Below are 15,718 nucleotides of genomic sequence, written 5' to 3' on the forward strand. Positions count from 1 at the left end.
TCGGTGACGACCTTCTCGACCCCTAATTCCTTTCCCCCTTTCTTCGATGCTATCCTTACTAAAAAAGCTCTGGAATTGGCTAAAATCGCTCTTTATTGCCAGTCCAAAGGCAATTAACCCCAAAGAAGTCAAAAATACTCCTCCAGAACCCAGCGATGGGGAATATGAAGGGATATTGATGGGGTTATTCGAGCAGGTGGCGGCGGGAACCACTACCGGCGGGTTACGGGGATGGCTATACAGTCGCCATTGTGACGATAAAAAGCTGGCGCGGTGGTTAGAGGTCAAAAGCGAGGAATGGCTACAGTATCCGGAAGATTATCAAACTTTAGGGCGGGATCTGGCGGCTTTAGGGAAGGTGATGACGGGAAATCTGGGGGAAGTGTCCCAACGGATTAGCCTCCAGTTACGCGACGCGGTGAGGGATGTTTCCGGTGTGGAGGGGGAAAATCTATGCCCAAAGGAGACGGATTTAACGGAAGTGGTTCAGGATGCCGAATTCTGGTTTGAGCAAGGAAACCAGAAATACATGAATGGGGATTTTATCGGCGAGATCGCATCCTACGATCAAGCTTTAGAATTTAAACCCGATGACCCTGATGCTTGGAACAACCGAGGGGTTGCGTTAGGTAATTTAGGCAGATTTGAACAAGCGATCGCATCCTTTGATCGAGCTTTAGAAATTAAACCCGATTACCATCAAGCTTGGGACAACCGAGGGATTGCGTTGCATAAATTAGGCAGATTTGAACAAGCGATCGCATCCTACGATCGAGCTTTAGAATTTAAACCCGATTTCCATGAAGCTTGGATCAACCGAGGGGTTGCGTTAGGTAATTTAGGCAGATTTGAGGAAGCGATCGCATCATATGATCGAGCTTTAGAAATTAAACCCGATTTACATCAAGCTTGGTACAACCGAGGGATTGCGTTAAGGAATTTAGGCAGATTAGCAGAAGCGATCGCATCCTACGATCGAGCTTTAGAAATTAAACCCGATGACCATGAAGCTTGGAACAACCGAGGGATTGCGTTAAGGGATTTAGGCAGATTAGAAGAAGCGATCGCATCCTACGATCGAGCTTTAGAAATTAAACCCGATTTCCATGAAGCTTGGTACAACCGAGGGATTGCGTTAGGTAATTTAGGCAGATTAGAAGAAGCGATCGCATCCTACGATCAAGCTTTAGAATTTAAACCCGATAAGCATGAAGCTTGGAACAACCGAGGGATTGCGTTAGGTAATTTAGGCAGATTGGCAGAAGCGATCGCATCCTATGATCGAGCTTTAGAAATTAAACCCGATGACCATGATGCTTGGAACAACCGGGGGGTTGCGTTAGCTGATTTAGGCAGATTTGAACAAGCGATCGCATCTTATGATCGAGCTTTAGAAATTAAACCCGATTTCCATCTAGCTTGGTACGGCCGAGGGTGGGCCGTTTGTTCTCTGAGTAAAAATCGCGTTTCTACTCCCAGTCTAGAAGCTCTCATTTACCGTAAACCGATAGTAGCCCTTAATGACCGAGAACCCCATATTTTCGCCCTCCGGGAGGCACTTACCCACCTCATTCAAGGATCGCCTCCGTGGGGGCAAATTTATCGCTATCTAGGGGAAGCTTATCTGAAACATTCCCAGTATAAAGAGAATGCTAGTCCCTATTGGCGCGAAGCGATCCGACATTATCAAATCGCTTTACCGATTCTCAGCGAAAAAGACTTCCCCGAAGATCATTTAGAAATTCTGCAAGGATTGATCCGCGCTCATCTTTCCCTACAGGAAATCCCTGAAGCGCGATTCTATCAACAACAGGGGCGCCACCTTTTTACCAGACTACGCGCCCAGAAACGCGATAAACCGGCTTTTGAGAGAAAATTCAGCAGTTTTAGTCACCTAGAAATCGATTTACTGATCGAGGAAAATCATCCTCTAGACGCAATTGAACAGGCAGAATTTTATAAAAATCGTTGTTTGACTTGGATTCTCGATAATTGGCAAGAAAACCCCACCAGTCCCGATTATGCCACTATCCAAAGCCTGACAGGTCCGAATAAGGCGATTATTTACTGGTATCTCAGCGAGGACAATCTCACCACCTTTATTATCACCCCAGAGGCTGATCCCGTCATTGTCGAGCCAGAACAACGCCGTCAACCAGCGCGACAGTTTCGGACTTGGTTAACTGAATGGGATAAACAATACCTTGACTATGCCAGTAAAAAAGAAACGGAGAATAAACAAAATCACCCCTGGAGATTGTCACTTAACAGCCGTTTTGCCCAATTAAAGCGGATTTTACAGATCGATAAAATTCTCGAACCTTTGCCAGTTTCCGTTGATTCCCTGATTCTCATCCCCCACCGGGATCTGCACCGCTTCCCCCTACATACCCTCTTCCCCGAAAAATACACCGCCACCTATCTCCCCTCTGCTCAGGTCGGTTTGCGTCCCCAGTCCGGCGATTCCTCCTATTCTCCCCTCCTCAGCGTCGAAGACCCCAAAACGGAACAAAAACCCATGGATTTCGCCCAACTGGAATCAGCGATTATTAGCCATATCCTGCAACCGAGCCAGAGAATTAGCACGAAAAAGGCCTCACGGGAAAACGTCCGCAACGCCCTCGAAAATGCCCATAAAACCTTTCATTTCACCGGTCATGGCTATTATGACTCTTTTCGCCCCCAAGCCTCTGCGATCGCCCTTAGCGATGGCTTATTGACCGTCCGGGATATCCGTGCGCTGAACCTCTCTAGTTACCGTCTCGTCTGTCTGGCTGCCTGTGAAACCGCTCTCACCGGTAAGGATGGCATTACTACCGAATACGTCGGCCTCGTCAGTGCTTTCTTGGCAGCCGGTGCGACTAATGTGGTCAGTACCCTCTGGCCGGTGAAGGAGATTTCTAGTGCTTGGTTTATGATTAACTTCTATCAAAGATTATTAGCGGGTGAATCCCCGGCCCTAGCTCTGAAAAATACACAAAATTGGTTAAAAAATATCACTTGGCAGCAACTAGCTAACTGGATCGAGCAACTTGGACAACTTCCCGACCTAATGGAATGGGTCGATCGACTGGAGGCGCGGGCGGCGAATATTTTAAAGGAAGGCAGTACAATAGGGCTAGATCAGCTAACAGAATACAGTGATCCTTACTATTGGGCAGCCTATACCCTGACTGGACAGGACTAACTTATGGAAATCCCCAAAGCAATTATCGATCTTGAAGCGCTGCTAATCGCCCTCGCACAGCAGACTGAACCTTTGCCAGAATATCTACAGCGATCGCTCAAAGAAATTGAACGATTATTAAGGGAAGAACAACCCCAGGCAGCAACACAATTGCGGCAACTTGTCAAGGATTTTCCCCCCCTAGAAAAAGCTTATAAAAAAGCGATCGAAGAGTTAGACGCAGCCTATGCTAACCAAGAATGCGCCAAAAGTTTAAGCGTCACTTTTCCCGATAGTTTAGATTTCGAGGCCCTATTTATTAATGATGTTATTCCTAGCCAAGATTGGGTAAAAACTGCCCAAAAATTAGCCCGATCCCCCCTTGATCGCGAGGGTGCTGATTCCCCTCGATTTTGGGATAAAGCCGATCGCCTGATGGTGGTAACGGTGGGAGGTGCAGCCCTAGGGGGATCGATTGCGGGAGTTTATGGCGCGGTTATTGGTGCGATATTAGCGGCCGGCTGCGGATGGTATATTACCTTTAGGAAAGCAAAATCAGCATAAATTTTTGATGAAGATTGTTAACATTGAAAACTTTCTTTTGTTAATCGGAACCTTGGTTATTACCGCAAGCGTGGCGCTGGTTACAAAAAAACAGCCAAGACGGGGAAACAATAAATCTTATCTAGAAATTCTTTTTGTTTCTGGGTTAAGTTTATCGGCTGTATTGGCAATATCTAAGGTGGTCTATAAAGTGTTAACTGATGAAAATTTTCAGAATTGCCTTGGCTCGGATAGTCAAATCCTTCTTTTGTTAGCTGCTGTTCTCGGTATCTTTATTTCTATTCAAGAGATTTGTAAATTATTTGAAGCGAAGTAATAGGAATGCCAGCTTTATCCATATCCAAAAGTTATACTAAATCCTGTTGAGAAGGTTTTGATCCCCCCTTGATCCCCCCTTAATAAGGGGGGCGCTGATCCCCCCTTGATCCCCCCTTAATAAGGGGGGCGCTGATCCCCCCTTGATCCCCCCTTAATAAGGGGGGCGCTGATCCCCCCTTGATCCCCCCTTAATAAGGGGGGCGCTGATCCCCCCTTGATCCCCCCTTAATAAGGGGGGCGCTGATCCCTCCTTGATCCTAGGGTTGATTCATTGTAGGGTTGATTCATGAATCAACCCTACTACCCTTAATAAGGGGGGTGCTGATGATTTTTAACACCTACCTACTTAAAACTACATTCCCATAATTTCGTAACCGGAATCTACATAAATAATCTGACCGGTAATACCACTAGCAAGATCACTGGCTAAAAAAGCGGCCGTATTTCCCACCTCAATTTGTGTCACCGTGCGATGTAAAGGAGCGATTTCTTCCACATGATGGATCATATCAAGAATTCCCCCCACGGCCGAAGATGCTAAGGTGCGAATTGGACCGGCGGAAATACCATTAACTCGGATCTTTTGGCCACCTAATTCGGCGGCTAAATAGCGAACACTCATTTCTAAACCAGCTTTTGCCACCCCCATTAAATTATAGTTAGGAATTACCTTGACACCGCCGAGATAGGTAAGAGTGATAATACTTCCCCCTTCCGTCATCAAAGGTTTAGCCGATCGAGCTAGACGGGTTAGGGAAAAAGTGCTAATATCTAGGGATTTAGTGAAAGCTTCCCGAGGGATGGCGGTAAAATCGCCCGTTAAACCCTCTTTATCGGCAAAAGCGAGACAGTGAATCAAAATATCCAGTTTACCCCATTTTTCCGCCACTGTAGCGAAAGTATCTTCTACCTGTTGGTCATTTTGGACATCGCAGGGGACATAAAAAGCGGGATTAAGTTCATCGGCCAATTCTCGCACTTTTTTCTCAAAACGGCCCTTTTCGTCGGGGAGATAGGTGACACCGATATTTGCACCAGCTTGATGGAGTTGTTGGGCAATTCCCCAAGCGATCGAGCGATTATTGGCAATTCCCGTCACTAGGGCGTTTTTTCCCGTTAAATCTAACATAGTTCTCGTTTCTCTTACAAAAATCTCCCCAATAGCCGACCCCAGCGAGATTCGGTATAATAGGGATACAGATAACGGGGCAGCAATGATCACCCCTCCCCCATTGTCTGGCAAAAAGCGCCCAAAACTTTTCCCAGTTTAGGCAGCGGTTGTGTTTAATAGAGGTGACACTCGTTGCATAATAAAAACAATTTTCCCCTTTTTTGGATGTGAGATGGACTTATCCCTAATACAAGACAAACCCCTAGCAGATGTGTTCCGTCGAATCGGCAGCGGCAATTTCCCCCCGGTGGTGGAATTGTTCGAGCGTGGCAAAACGATCTTTTTCCCTGGAGATCCCGCCGAAAGAGTCTATTTTTTGCTGAAAGGAGCCGTTAAGTTGTCGCGAGTCTATGAAGCGGGAGAGGAAATTACCGTGGCTCTACTGCGGGAAAATAGCGTCTTTGGTGTGCTATCCTTACTCACCGGCCAGCGATCGGATCGTTTTTATCATGCTGTGGCTTTTACTCCGGTAGAATTACTCTCGGCCCCGATCGATCAGGTAGAAAGATCCCTGCGCAATAATCCCGATTTATCAATGTTGATGTTGCAGGGGTTGTCCTCGCGGATTCTGCAAACGGAAATGATGATCGAAACCTTGGCTCACCGGGATATGGGTTCCCGTTTGGTCAGTTTTTTATTGATTCTCTGTCGTGATTTTGGGGTTCCCACCACCGATGGCATCCGGGTGGATCTAAAATTGTCTCACCAAGCGATCGCAGAGGCGATCGGTTCTACCCGCGTCACTGTCACCCGTTTATTGGGAGAGCTGCGGGATCAGGAAATGGTCTCAATTCACAAGAAGAAAATTACCGTCCATAATCCCGTCGCTCTCAGTCAACAATTTACCTAAATTCTGGATGACTAGCGCTTATATTTTGGTTTTGGCCATCGTGGTTTTAGGTGGTCTGATAGCGGCTGTTGGCGATCGCATAGGGAGCCGTATCGGTAAGAAAAGGATGCGTTTATTTAATCTGCGTCCGAAACAAACCGCAACTTTAATGACGATTGTAACGGGAATTTTGATCGCCGGTTCGACTTTAATCGTCTTGTTTGCTTCTAGTAAATCCCTGCGTCAAGGGGTTTTTGAACTGGATCGCCTTTTAAATGAACGTCGTGCCGCTATTAAGGATTTGGAAAGTCAGGTAAGAAAAACCACCGAACAAAAAAATCAGGTGGAAAAGGCGTTAAAAACGGCTAAAAGTGAACAGATAGCCGTGCAGAAACGTCTAGAGGTTCTTAACAAAAATTATCAAGCTTCTCGTCAACGTTTGCGATTAGTTTCGGGACAGTTGGAAAAGTTTCGGAAGGAAGTGGCTAATTTAAACAATGAACGAGTTATTTTAACTAATCAAAAGGCACAGTTAACCAGTCAACGGGATCAATTGTTCCAACAAAAATCAATTCTTTCTGGTCAGATAAATCAACTACAAACCACCGTTAAAGTTAGAGATAAAGAGTTAGCTAATCAACAAAAGTTATTAACGGCCAGACAAGCGCGACTTCAACAGTTAGAAACCCAGCAAAAAACCCTACAGCTAGAAATTGATCGCCGGGATCAACGTATTGGAGAACTCGATAGCTCGATCGTCGATAAAAATTTAGCTTTGGAACAGCGCGAGGGAAAATTAAAAGATTTAGAGACCCAAATGGCTTTTCTTAAGCGGGAAGTGGAAGTTTTAGAACAATACTATCAAACCTATCAAGAATTGCGGGAAAAACAAATCGCTATTTTCCGGGGACAGGTGTTATCTTTTGGAGCTTTTCGTATTGTTGATCCCCAAGCTATTGTCACCGTTATCGATAAGTTATTGCGAGAAGCGAATATAAATGCTATCCGTGCCACCCAACCGAATCAGCCTAATTTTGACCAGCGTTTAGTTAAGATCACAAAAGCACAGGTAGAACAGTTAAGTCAACAATTACAGGACGGTAAAGAATATGTGGTGAGAATTCTTTCAGCAGGTAATTATGTCTTAGGAGAAACCGAGATTCGTGTCTTTGCTGATGTGGTTCCCAATCAAAGAGTTTTTGAGGAAAAACAGGTCATCGCTGCCGTTTCCATTGATCCCCAAAATATGACAGAAGAAGACCTACAAAAGCGGTTAGATTTACTCTTAGCTTCGGCTCAATTTCGCGCTAGAAGTGCGGGAGTTTTAGGGTCAATTCAAGTGGAAGATGGTTTATTAACTACGGTAGTTAACTTTATTGGTCAAGTGAAAAAGTCGGGTAATTCTATCGAGACACTTGAGGCAATTGCCGCTAGTAAAACTAATACATCTGGACCTTTAACTTTGCGTTTAGTGGCGGTAAAAGATGGTAAAATTATTTTTAGTACGTCCCCTTAAAATATAGCTAAAGTTAGGAGTTGAGATTAAAATCAACTCCTTCGTAAATATCGGCAAGATTTAAGCTAATTCCTAAAGAATCTAGGGATATAATTCCCCTTGCTGGGGTGTATTCTTGCAGTAACCAATTATTGTCTGATGTTTTGCTATAGGATTCTATTAGTATCTCTCCTTGACTGACGAGAAGATATTGGTTTAATTGGGGTATAGAACGATAATAACGAAATTTATCACCCCGATCATAACTAGAGGTGGAAGGGGATAAAACTTCGATAATTACACAGGGATTTAAAATTTCATCGTTGCGATTATCACTCAATAATGGTTCCCCAGCAATGATCATTAAATCTGGGTATAACCCGCGATTATATTGGGGTATCCATAGACGTAGATCGCTAGATTGAAGACGATAATTAGTTCCTCTTAAAGCTAATTTTAGTAGGACAATAAGATTAATGAGAATACTATTATGATTGATGCTTCCCCCCGTCATCTCGATAATTTCCCCGTCGTGATATTCGTGTTTAGTTTCCGCGCTAGTTTCTAAATTACGATATGCTTCTAAGCTGAGAATTTCGGGAGGAGATGAAGTCAACATTTTTCTAGATCAGAGCTTCTTTTATTTAATCATAACACAATTAATGCTACCTGTTTAATCCTAATTCCCCCTGGAGAAAATCAATAAATTGTCTAGCAGTTCTTCCCGATCGCCCATTATGTTGGGTTGCCCATTGTTTGGCACGAAATTCTAGGTCTTCTAGGCTAATTTCTAATTTAGATAAACTGGCTAAATGACGCACTATTTTCAAATACTTTTCTTGATTAGCCGGTTCAAAAGTTAGGGTTAAACCAAAGCGATCACTAAAGGATAATTTTTCTTGTACTGTGTCCCAATTATGCACTTCATCACTATCTTTTGGTTGTGGTCGATCGGCAAAAAATTCTCTGACTAAATGTCGGCGATTAGAAGTGGCATAAACTACGACATTTTTCGGTCTAGCGGTGACACTTCCCTCTAAAACAACTTTTAAAGCTTTAAAAGCTTCATCGTCTTCTTCAAAGGATAAATCATCGACAAAGATAATAAATTTTTGCGGTAAATCTCGCAGAATTTCAATAATTAATGGTAGGTCTTTTAATTGGGATTTGGCCACTTCAATTAAGCGCAATCCTTGACTATGGTATTTTTGCAATAATCCCTTGACTAGAGAGGATTTTCCCGAACCACGGCTGCCATAGAGTAGGACATTTAAAGCGGGATAGCCTGCTAATAAAAACTCAGTGTTTTTAATCAAGGTTTCCTTGGGCATTTCATAACCGACTATTTCTTGAATCTGCACAGGATCGGGATGAGTAATTCCTTGTAATCGGCCTTCTTGCCACCTTAAAGCTTGATAACGGGCAAAAATTCCTGTACCGCATTCACGATAATAATCGGCTATATCTTCCACTAATTCCGTCCAATTTAAACCAGAATGTAGGAAACTTTCTAATTTGTTGTCCACTTCCCAAGCGGGGAAATTTATAAATTTAATTTGTTCAAAAACTGTCGAATTGCTGAGGCTATAAATGCTAGAATTATAGAGAGATTGGAGGATAGATAAATCCTGTTTCACGCCATTAATTAAAGATTCGGGTAACTCCCAAACACTTTTTTTCTGTACCTGTTGACTAAAGGGATTATCATCTAATAATATTTGTTCGACTAGAAAATCATTCCAACTGATATTTTTAGATGCTAAAGCTTGAAACAATTGACCATAAGCTTTGAGAAAATCGGCGATATTATCCGTAGATAATAGGGTAATAAATGCCTTGCCAATAGCATTATCAAAAACCCCTTGATACAAAACTAATAAGCTGACTTTTTGGTAAATTTCAGAGATCATTTTTTATTCTCCACTCATAACTAACATTTCATGTCCGCCTTTTTACAATTCTAATCCGATTTAATAATTGCCGTCCTGTAGTCGAGGAAATGTCAATCATTTATTATTATATCAAGATATAGCGTTTTTCAGTCTGCTGAGGTACAAAAGTTATGGGTTTTAGGCAAAAGGCAAAAGGCAAGAGGCAAAAGGGAAGAAAAATAGGTGTACCTCACTAGCTTAGGAAACGCTATAAGTTAATCTCTGCAAGATTAAGGTTAAAAAAGGTAAAATGCCTAGAGACTAATTCCCAGTATTTCTTGAATTGATTCTCAGTTATCTTGATGATGAGGTACAAGGTTTTCGTTTTGGGTAGTCGGGAGAAGATGCTCTGTCAGGTTATACTTCCTCTTGATGAGAAACGTTATATTTGATAAAATTTAACCAATCTTGGATTTCCTGTCCTAACCAGAGACATTCATCCTCGCGGAGATTCTGTCCGATAAGATAATAATTTTTAGCCGTCCGCAGACGAATCTGATAGTTAGCTTCTGTACCATTGCTATGAAGAAAAATACCCCATAAGTCTTGAGTTTTGAAAGCAAATTTTTGGTAGATAAAATTGAAGAGTTTATATTTAATTAAAACTTCTTGAGGGGTAAGAATTAACTGCATCTCCCGCAAAAAAATAAAACCAATCAGAGCTATAATAAAGGTAATAATTGGGGAGATAAAGACAGTGATAGTAAGGAAAATCGCCAAAGACCAGAGAGTAGGCGCATCGGAAGGTAGCTTAATTTTTGGGGGTAAATTAATCTCTAAATTATCCTTATGTTTAGCGATACGGATGGAACTGTGGGGAGGTTTTGGTAATTTCTTAGGATCGACTAAACTTGATACTTGACGATAGTAGGGATGTTGGAGAAATTTCAGGGCTTCTCTGGCACTTTTAAACCGCTTTTCTACCGCTACATCGGTCATAGTTTCTAACCAATCGATTAAATCATCATCGATTGTCACCAGTTGGCGAAATTGAATTTTAGAGTCGCGGTGGGGCAGTTCTATCGGCACAATTCCCGTCAATAAATGAATTAAAGTCATGCCTAAGGCATATAAATCAGAACTGGGAACCGCCCGGCCCCAAAATTGTTCTAGGGGTGCATAACCACTCGTCCCCACCACAGTAAAAGTAACTCCCGTCACTGCACCCCTGGCCTGGACTGCGCCAAAATCCACTAAATAAACGTTATTTTCCGAGTTAATAATTAAATTACTAGGTTTAATATCTCGATGTAATACTGGTGGCGATAATTCATGCAAATAGATGAGAATTTCGAGAACTTCTTGGGCAATAGTCCGAATTACCATAGGGGTGAAACGTTGCCCCTTTTCTAAGCGATCGCTTAGGGATTCTCCCGCTATATAATCTTGTACAAGTACAAACCAAGGAATCCCGTCACCTTGATTTTTATCGAGGGAAAAATAATCGCGATAGCGGGGAATACGAGGATGATGGAGAGAAGCTAAGACGGCGGCCTCCCGTTCAAATAATTTTAATTCTTCCCACTCCATCTGGGGACTAAAAGCGAGGAGTTTAATAATTACCGATTCTTGGGATAATACATCGATAGCTAACCAAGTTTGACGACCGATAGCGGTATTGCCTAGGCGTTGTTGCAGTTGGTAACGTTCAGCTAAAAGAGAATCAGAAGTAAAGGTCATGTTGGCTTTTCCCTTATTTAGACCTGTTTTTTGTCAGGAAAACTGCTGTGGAGGTACTAATTAATATCGATTTGTTTTTTGGCTGTCCAACAAAGGGCGATTCCTTTTTCTTTATAGGAAGATTCTCCGACAAAGATAGGATATAATGTAGATTCCCCACGATAGATAATTTCCTGACCATCAAATCCTAGAAAAATCGGTTGATTGGGTTGAATTGCCTGATAATCTCGTTGGAGAATCTGAGGATGTAACATGGCTTTAATTTCACCCTGTTCATCCCTAGGATAATCGATCGAGCCTAAACGTTGGTAAACTGTTAGGGATTCGCCGAAAGTATCGAGATGGGCAGCGAGATAATTTTCCTGTTCGATATAGTCTAGGATTTGATAGATGAGTGTTTCGGTTTGACGAAAAAGATAGGGACAGATGACACCATGGTTAATTGGACCGATTTCTAGGGTAAAAGCTAGGGGACAAATTCCTTTCAGAAAATGATTTTCTTCCTCGCTGACGGGATGATAAATTAAGCGCACATCAGGATTAATTTTAGTCAGATAGGTAAAGAGTTTTAATAGCCAAGGATGGGGGTTAGAATAAATAATCGCCAGCATCATGTTAGATGTGGTGCTGTGAATATCAATTAATAAATCAATGGATTTTTCTTGGATTTCTTTGACTATTTTTTTGGCTCGTTTTTGTTCGTATTGCTGACAATCGGGATTAACTAAATCTTTTTGGTTAAAACAACGATTTAAATCCGTATCGACATATCTAACCCGTTGCTTTAGGGCTAAGGGATTAGCGATGAGACTGTGGGATTGAAAACTGCTGCGGGCTAGGAGATTAGCTGAGTTTTGCAGGTATTTAACCAGATAAGCGGGAGTTAGTTCATTGCCATGCACACCGGCAATTAAAGCCAGATTTTTAATAGTAGTTTTCTGCTCGATCATTTTTTATAAGTTTTGAGAAGTTAAGTGGGTGGGTGGAATTAAATATAAGATGAAGGTAGGTTGGGTTGAAGCATGAAACCCAACGCCCGATTATGTTACGCTACCGCTAACCCATCCTACAAATAATTGTGCCTCCCTACTTATAATTATTTATGGTTTGCGGCAAAAAGTTTGTTGGTGGGGTTAGGAGACAGTTATCAGTTATCAGTTATCAGTTATCAGTTCACTGAGAAAAGTCCCCACACCCCACACCCTACACCCTACACCCCACACCCCACCCCTATAACTGATTTAGAAAAACCAGCCGTAGGAATGAAGACCTTTACCTAAAAGATTCACCCCTAAATAACATACCCAAACCACAACAAAACCACTCGCCGCTAGAATAGCCGGTTTTCTTCCTTGCCATCCCCGGGTAATGCGGGCATGGAGATAAGCGGCAAAAACTAACCAAGTAATTAGCGCCCAAGTTTCTTTCGGGTCCCAACTCCAATAGGAACCCCAAGCTTCATTGGCCCAAACCGCCCCGGCGATGATACCGATAGTGAGAAGGGGAAAACCGAGGCCAATGACCCGATAACTGATATTATCGAGGGTTTCCGCCAAGCTAAGACGTTGGGGCGAAAGAGTTGCCATCGCTGTTAAGGTGGGAGTTAAAAGGGCGGTTGGTCCACCGTTAGCCGTTTCCAGGAAAATTGGCGCGGAAAGAGTGGTAGATAACTTATTTTGGAGACGATAGGCTCCCGTACCCACGGAACTGCCTTTTAACTCGATATTTTGACCTCTCGTGACGATCAGAAAAGCGATCGCCATTAGGGAACCCACCATCAAAGCAGCATAACTTAACATCATGACGCTAACGTGCATCATCAGCCAATTCGATTTTAAAGCCGGAACCAAGGGTGCCGAAGTTTGCATTTCTCCGGGTAAAGACAAAGTGGCAAAAGCGGTAATCCCCATGGCCACAGGAGTCGTCACCACTCCCACCAGGCGACTGCGGCTAGTGTACTCAGCAATTAAATGAACCGCAGTTACACCCCAAGCGAGAAAGAATAAAGATTCGTAAAGATTGCTAATGGGGAAATAACCCGCTTCTAACCAGCGCGCTCCCAATAAAGCGGCGATACAGAGGTTAGCGATGGCCACGCCCGTGCTGCCCAGGCCCGGCAACAAAGGTATGCTAGGAAAGGCTGCCCCGGCCCAATAAACCAGCATGGTTAAAAACAGGACTAAAAAAGAAGTGTTATCGAGAAAGTTCTCTAAGCTAACTAAATTCATGGGATTTCTCTCGTTTGTCGCTCGCTCGCTACCAAGTATTCCATCCTCTATCCTATCCCATCGGCAAGGCGATCGAGACAGGGAATTGTTAGTATGAACTTTGTATTTTCACCGTGACCTACCCTAAAAATTAGGGAATTGTTGGTATCAACTTTGTATTTTCACCGTGACCTACCCCAAAAATTATGGCTAATCAAGAAGATAATAAATTTTCCTGGTCCCGTTTGCCTCGGTTAGGCAAAATCCTGATCATTTGTTCTGGTGTTGCCGCTTTAGGCTATTTTCTTATCCCTCGTTCCTCAGAATTGTCCAATATTCCCCTCGAACCCTACAGCGAATTTATCAGTAAAGTGGAACGGGGCGACATCAGTAGGGTCAGAATTGGCAATCAAGTCATCTATTATCAATTAAAAAATCCTTTAGAATCCCTGGCTATTCCGGGTAATCCCCCCGTTAATCCCCCAGAATCAAGTAATCCCCTTTACGGTGATTCTAGTTCTTTGGCGGGGAAACCAAGCAGTCATCTAGTCCCAGAACGAGTCTTGGCCACGATTCCAGTCTATAACCCCCAATTACCCCAACTCTTACAGCAAAAAGGCGTAATCTTCGAGGCGATTCCCCTGGCCGAAAACAGTTGGATCAGCACTCTCCTCGCTTGGGTGGTTCCTCCCTTAATTTTAGTCGCCGCCATGCAGTTTCTGTTCTATCGCAACGATGACACGCGTAAATCGCTGCTTTTTAATAAAAATCTCGCTAAAGTTTACGGAGACGACGAAAAATATCCGATTACCTTCAGTGATGTGGCCGGGGCCGAGGAAGCAAAAACCGAGTTAAAGGAAATTGTCGAATTTCTCAAGGATGCCGAGCGCTTTAATAAAATTGGGGCGCGTATTCCTAAAGGTGTTCTCTTAGTCGGACCGCCGGGGACAGGGAAAACTCTCTTAGCAAAAGCGGTCGCGGGAGAAGCGGGAGTGACTTTTTTTAGCATTTCGGCCTCGGAATTCGTGGAGTTATTTGTCGGGACCGGGGCAGCCCGGGTGCGGGATCTATTTGCCCAAGCGAAGAAAAATGCCCCTAGCATCATTTTTATTGATGAATTGGACGCGATTGGTAAATCGAGAAGTTCGGGATCGGGAACTAGCGGCAGTAATGATGAGCGCGAGCAGACTTTAAACCAACTTTTGACAGAAATGGATGGTTTTAGCCCCAAAGAGGCCGTAGTCATCGTTTTAGCCGCCACCAATCGCCCAGAGACTCTTGATGCCGCTTTATTACGTCCGGGGCGCTTTGATCGCCAAGTTCTGGTGGATCGTCCCGATTTGGCGGGACGATGGGCAATTTTGCAAATATACGCTCAACGAGTCCAGATGGGCGAAGATGTTAACCTCAAAGCGATCGCCACCCAAACCCCCGGTTTTGCCGGTGCCGATTTAGCCAACCTCGTCAATGAGGCGGCTCTCTTGGCCGCGCGTAATAATCGGGAAAAAGTCAGTCAAATTGATTTTAAAGAAGCGATAGAAAGAGTTATCGCCGGTTTAGAAAAGAAAAGTCGGGTTTTATCGGAAAAAGAAAAGAAAATCGTCGCTTATCACGAGGTCGGCCATGCTTTAGTCGGTGCTGTCATGCCGGGGGGGGGTTGCGTCGAGAAAATTTCTATCGTTCCCCGGGGTTTATCCGCTTTGGGTTATACCCTGAAAATTCCCACGGAAGACCGTTTTTTGATGACAGAAACCGAATTTAAAGAACAAATTACTATGTTATTGGGCGGTCGGGCTGCTGAAGAATTAATCTTTGGCAGTGTCACTAATGGCGCTTCCGATGATTTACAAAGGGCGACGGATATCGCTGAAAGAATGGTGACAATTTATGGTATGAGTAAATCCCTGGGACCCCTGGCCTACGATAAAACAGGACAGGCGAATTTTTTAGGTAATAATCAGGTTAGTCCCCGCCGTTTGATCGGAGAAAATACGGCTAAAGCGATCGATGAAGAAGTGAAACAAATTATCGACGCTAGTTACCAAAAAGCCCTAGCAATTCTCAGTCACAACCGCAATTTATTAGAGTCGATTACCACTAATCTTTTGACCACGGAAGTAATCGAAGGAGAAGAATTGCAAGAATTCTTAAATCAAGCGCAAATGGTCTGATCAATCCTCATAAACAGGGTCTGCTGAAAAAGTTTTTCGTGGGGACAGGGTGTGGGGTGTGGGGTGTGGGGTGTGGGGAAGTGGGGAGAACAAAGCTGCCTTTTGCCTTTTGCCTTTTGCCTTTTGCCTTTTGCCTTTTGCCTCTCCTCATAACTAGGGTTTGCTGAATAAATAGTCGAGAAGAAC

12 protein-coding genes are annotated in these 15,718 nt (G+C 43.5%); 6 read left to right on the top strand and 6 right to left on the bottom strand.

Features of this window, described 5'->3' with window-relative positions; all coding sequences use genetic code 11:
- Positions 1 to 46 precede the first annotated feature (46 nt).
- From myaer_RS18005 to myaer_RS18015, 3 genes are read left to right on the top strand one after another with little or no spacing between them, the layout of a single operon-like run.
- Positions 47 to 3,187 carry a CHAT domain-containing protein gene (locus myaer_RS18005; protein ID WP_046663081.1) on the top strand — a complete coding sequence of 1,047 codons (3,141 nt, stop codon included), beginning with the start codon at positions 47 to 49 and terminating at the stop codon, positions 3,185 to 3,187.
- A 3-nt stretch (positions 3,188 to 3,190) separates the two neighbouring features.
- Complete coding sequence (locus myaer_RS18010; protein ID WP_046663082.1) at positions 3,191 to 3,730, top strand: hypothetical protein; 540 nt, start codon at positions 3,191 to 3,193, stop codon at positions 3,728 to 3,730.
- Positions 3,731 to 3,737: 7 nt separating this feature from the next.
- The gene (locus myaer_RS18015; protein ID WP_004163806.1) at positions 3,738 to 4,046 is read left to right on the top strand and encodes a hypothetical protein; all 309 of its coding nucleotides are present in this window, start codon (positions 3,738 to 3,740) and stop codon (positions 4,044 to 4,046) included.
- 354 nt (positions 4,047 to 4,400) lie between these two features.
- Here the strand turns inward: myaer_RS18015 and fabI are convergent, their stop codons facing one another.
- Positions 4,401 to 5,177 carry an enoyl-ACP reductase FabI gene (fabI, locus tag myaer_RS18025; protein WP_002760333.1) on the bottom strand — a complete coding sequence of 259 codons (777 nt, stop codon included), beginning with the start codon at positions 5,175 to 5,177 and terminating at the stop codon, positions 4,401 to 4,403.
- Between the two features lie 214 nt (positions 5,178 to 5,391).
- Between fabI and ntcA the strand changes: the two genes are divergently transcribed.
- Both ntcA and myaer_RS18035 read left to right on the top strand, forming a co-directional pair.
- Complete coding sequence (gene ntcA / locus myaer_RS18030) at positions 5,392 to 6,069, top strand: global nitrogen regulator NtcA (RefSeq protein ID WP_046663083.1); 678 nt, start codon at positions 5,392 to 5,394, stop codon at positions 6,067 to 6,069.
- A 7-nt stretch (positions 6,070 to 6,076) separates the two neighbouring features.
- The gene (locus myaer_RS18035; protein ID WP_046663084.1) at positions 6,077 to 7,564 is read left to right on the top strand and encodes a DUF3084 domain-containing protein; all 1,488 of its coding nucleotides are present in this window, start codon (positions 6,077 to 6,079) and stop codon (positions 7,562 to 7,564) included.
- Between the two features lie 13 nt (positions 7,565 to 7,577).
- Here myaer_RS18035 and myaer_RS18040 read toward each other — a convergent pair whose 3' ends face one another.
- The 5 genes from myaer_RS18040 to ccsB all read right to left on the bottom strand — a co-directional run bounded on the left by myaer_RS18040 (position 7,578) and on the right by ccsB (position 13,382).
- Positions 7,578 to 8,162: a Uma2 family endonuclease gene (locus tag myaer_RS18040; protein ID WP_046663085.1), complete on the bottom strand. Its 585-nt coding sequence runs from the start codon at positions 8,160 to 8,162 to the stop codon at positions 7,578 to 7,580.
- Between the two features lie 46 nt (positions 8,163 to 8,208).
- Positions 8,209 to 9,453 carry an ATP-binding protein gene (locus myaer_RS18045; protein WP_046663086.1) on the bottom strand — a complete coding sequence of 415 codons (1,245 nt, stop codon included), beginning with the start codon at positions 9,451 to 9,453 and terminating at the stop codon, positions 8,209 to 8,211.
- 378 nt (positions 9,454 to 9,831) lie between these two features.
- Positions 9,832 to 11,154 (bottom strand): serine/threonine protein kinase, encoded by a 1,323-nt coding sequence (locus myaer_RS18050; RefSeq protein WP_046663087.1) that lies wholly within the window; start codon positions 11,152 to 11,154, stop codon positions 9,832 to 9,834.
- Between the two features lie 56 nt (positions 11,155 to 11,210).
- Complete coding sequence (locus myaer_RS18055) at positions 11,211 to 12,104, bottom strand: aspartoacylase (RefSeq protein ID WP_046663088.1); 894 nt, start codon at positions 12,102 to 12,104, stop codon at positions 11,211 to 11,213.
- A gap of 291 nt (positions 12,105 to 12,395) precedes the next feature.
- Positions 12,396 to 13,382 carry a c-type cytochrome biogenesis protein CcsB gene (gene ccsB, locus myaer_RS18060; RefSeq protein ID WP_046663089.1) on the bottom strand — a complete coding sequence of 329 codons (987 nt, stop codon included), beginning with the start codon at positions 13,380 to 13,382 and terminating at the stop codon, positions 12,396 to 12,398.
- Positions 13,383 to 13,567: 185 nt separating this feature from the next.
- On the opposite strand from ccsB, the gene ftsH reads away from it, so the two are divergent.
- A complete protein-coding gene (gene ftsH / locus myaer_RS18065; protein ID WP_046663090.1) occupies positions 13,568 to 15,532 on the top strand; it encodes an ATP-dependent zinc metalloprotease FtsH in 1,965 nt (654 codons plus the stop codon).
- Positions 15,533 to 15,718 lie beyond the last annotated feature (186 nt).

Origin of the sequence: Microcystis aeruginosa NIES-2549 (assembly GCF_000981785.2) — a bacterium.
GTDB classification, from domain to species: Bacteria; Cyanobacteriota; Cyanobacteriia; order Cyanobacteriales; family Microcystaceae; genus Microcystis; species Microcystis aeruginosa_C.

Bases quoted from the DNA above. Each gene is read 5' to 3' on its own strand.
- myaer_RS18045 (WP_046663086.1), bottom strand. From the start codon at position 9,453: ATGATCTCTGAAATTTACCAAAAAGTCAGCTTATTAGTTTTGTATCAA.
- myaer_RS18015 (WP_004163806.1), top strand. From the start codon at position 3,738: ATGAAGATTGTTAACATTGAAAACTTTCTTTTGTTAATCGGAACCTTG.
- fabI (WP_002760333.1), bottom strand. From the start codon at position 5,177: ATGTTAGATTTAACGGGAAAAAACGCCCTAGTGACGGGAATTGCCAAT.
- ftsH (WP_046663090.1), top strand. From the start codon at position 13,568: ATGGCTAATCAAGAAGATAATAAATTTTCCTGGTCCCGTTTGCCTCGG.
- myaer_RS18035 (WP_046663084.1), top strand. From the start codon at position 6,077: ATGACTAGCGCTTATATTTTGGTTTTGGCCATCGTGGTTTTAGGTGGT.
- myaer_RS18040 (WP_046663085.1), bottom strand. From the start codon at position 8,162: ATGTTGACTTCATCTCCTCCCGAAATTCTCAGCTTAGAAGCATATCGT.
- ntcA (WP_046663083.1), top strand. From the start codon at position 5,392: ATGGACTTATCCCTAATACAAGACAAACCCCTAGCAGATGTGTTCCGT.
- myaer_RS18005 (WP_046663081.1), top strand. From the start codon at position 47: ATGCTATCCTTACTAAAAAAGCTCTGGAATTGGCTAAAATCGCTCTTT.
- myaer_RS18050 (WP_046663087.1), bottom strand. From the start codon at position 11,154: ATGACCTTTACTTCTGATTCTCTTTTAGCTGAACGTTACCAACTGCAA.
- myaer_RS18055 (WP_046663088.1), bottom strand. From the start codon at position 12,104: ATGATCGAGCAGAAAACTACTATTAAAAATCTGGCTTTAATTGCCGGT.
- ccsB (WP_046663089.1), bottom strand. From the start codon at position 13,382: ATGAATTTAGTTAGCTTAGAGAACTTTCTCGATAACACTTCTTTTTTA.
- myaer_RS18010 (WP_046663082.1), top strand. From the start codon at position 3,191: ATGGAAATCCCCAAAGCAATTATCGATCTTGAAGCGCTGCTAATCGCC.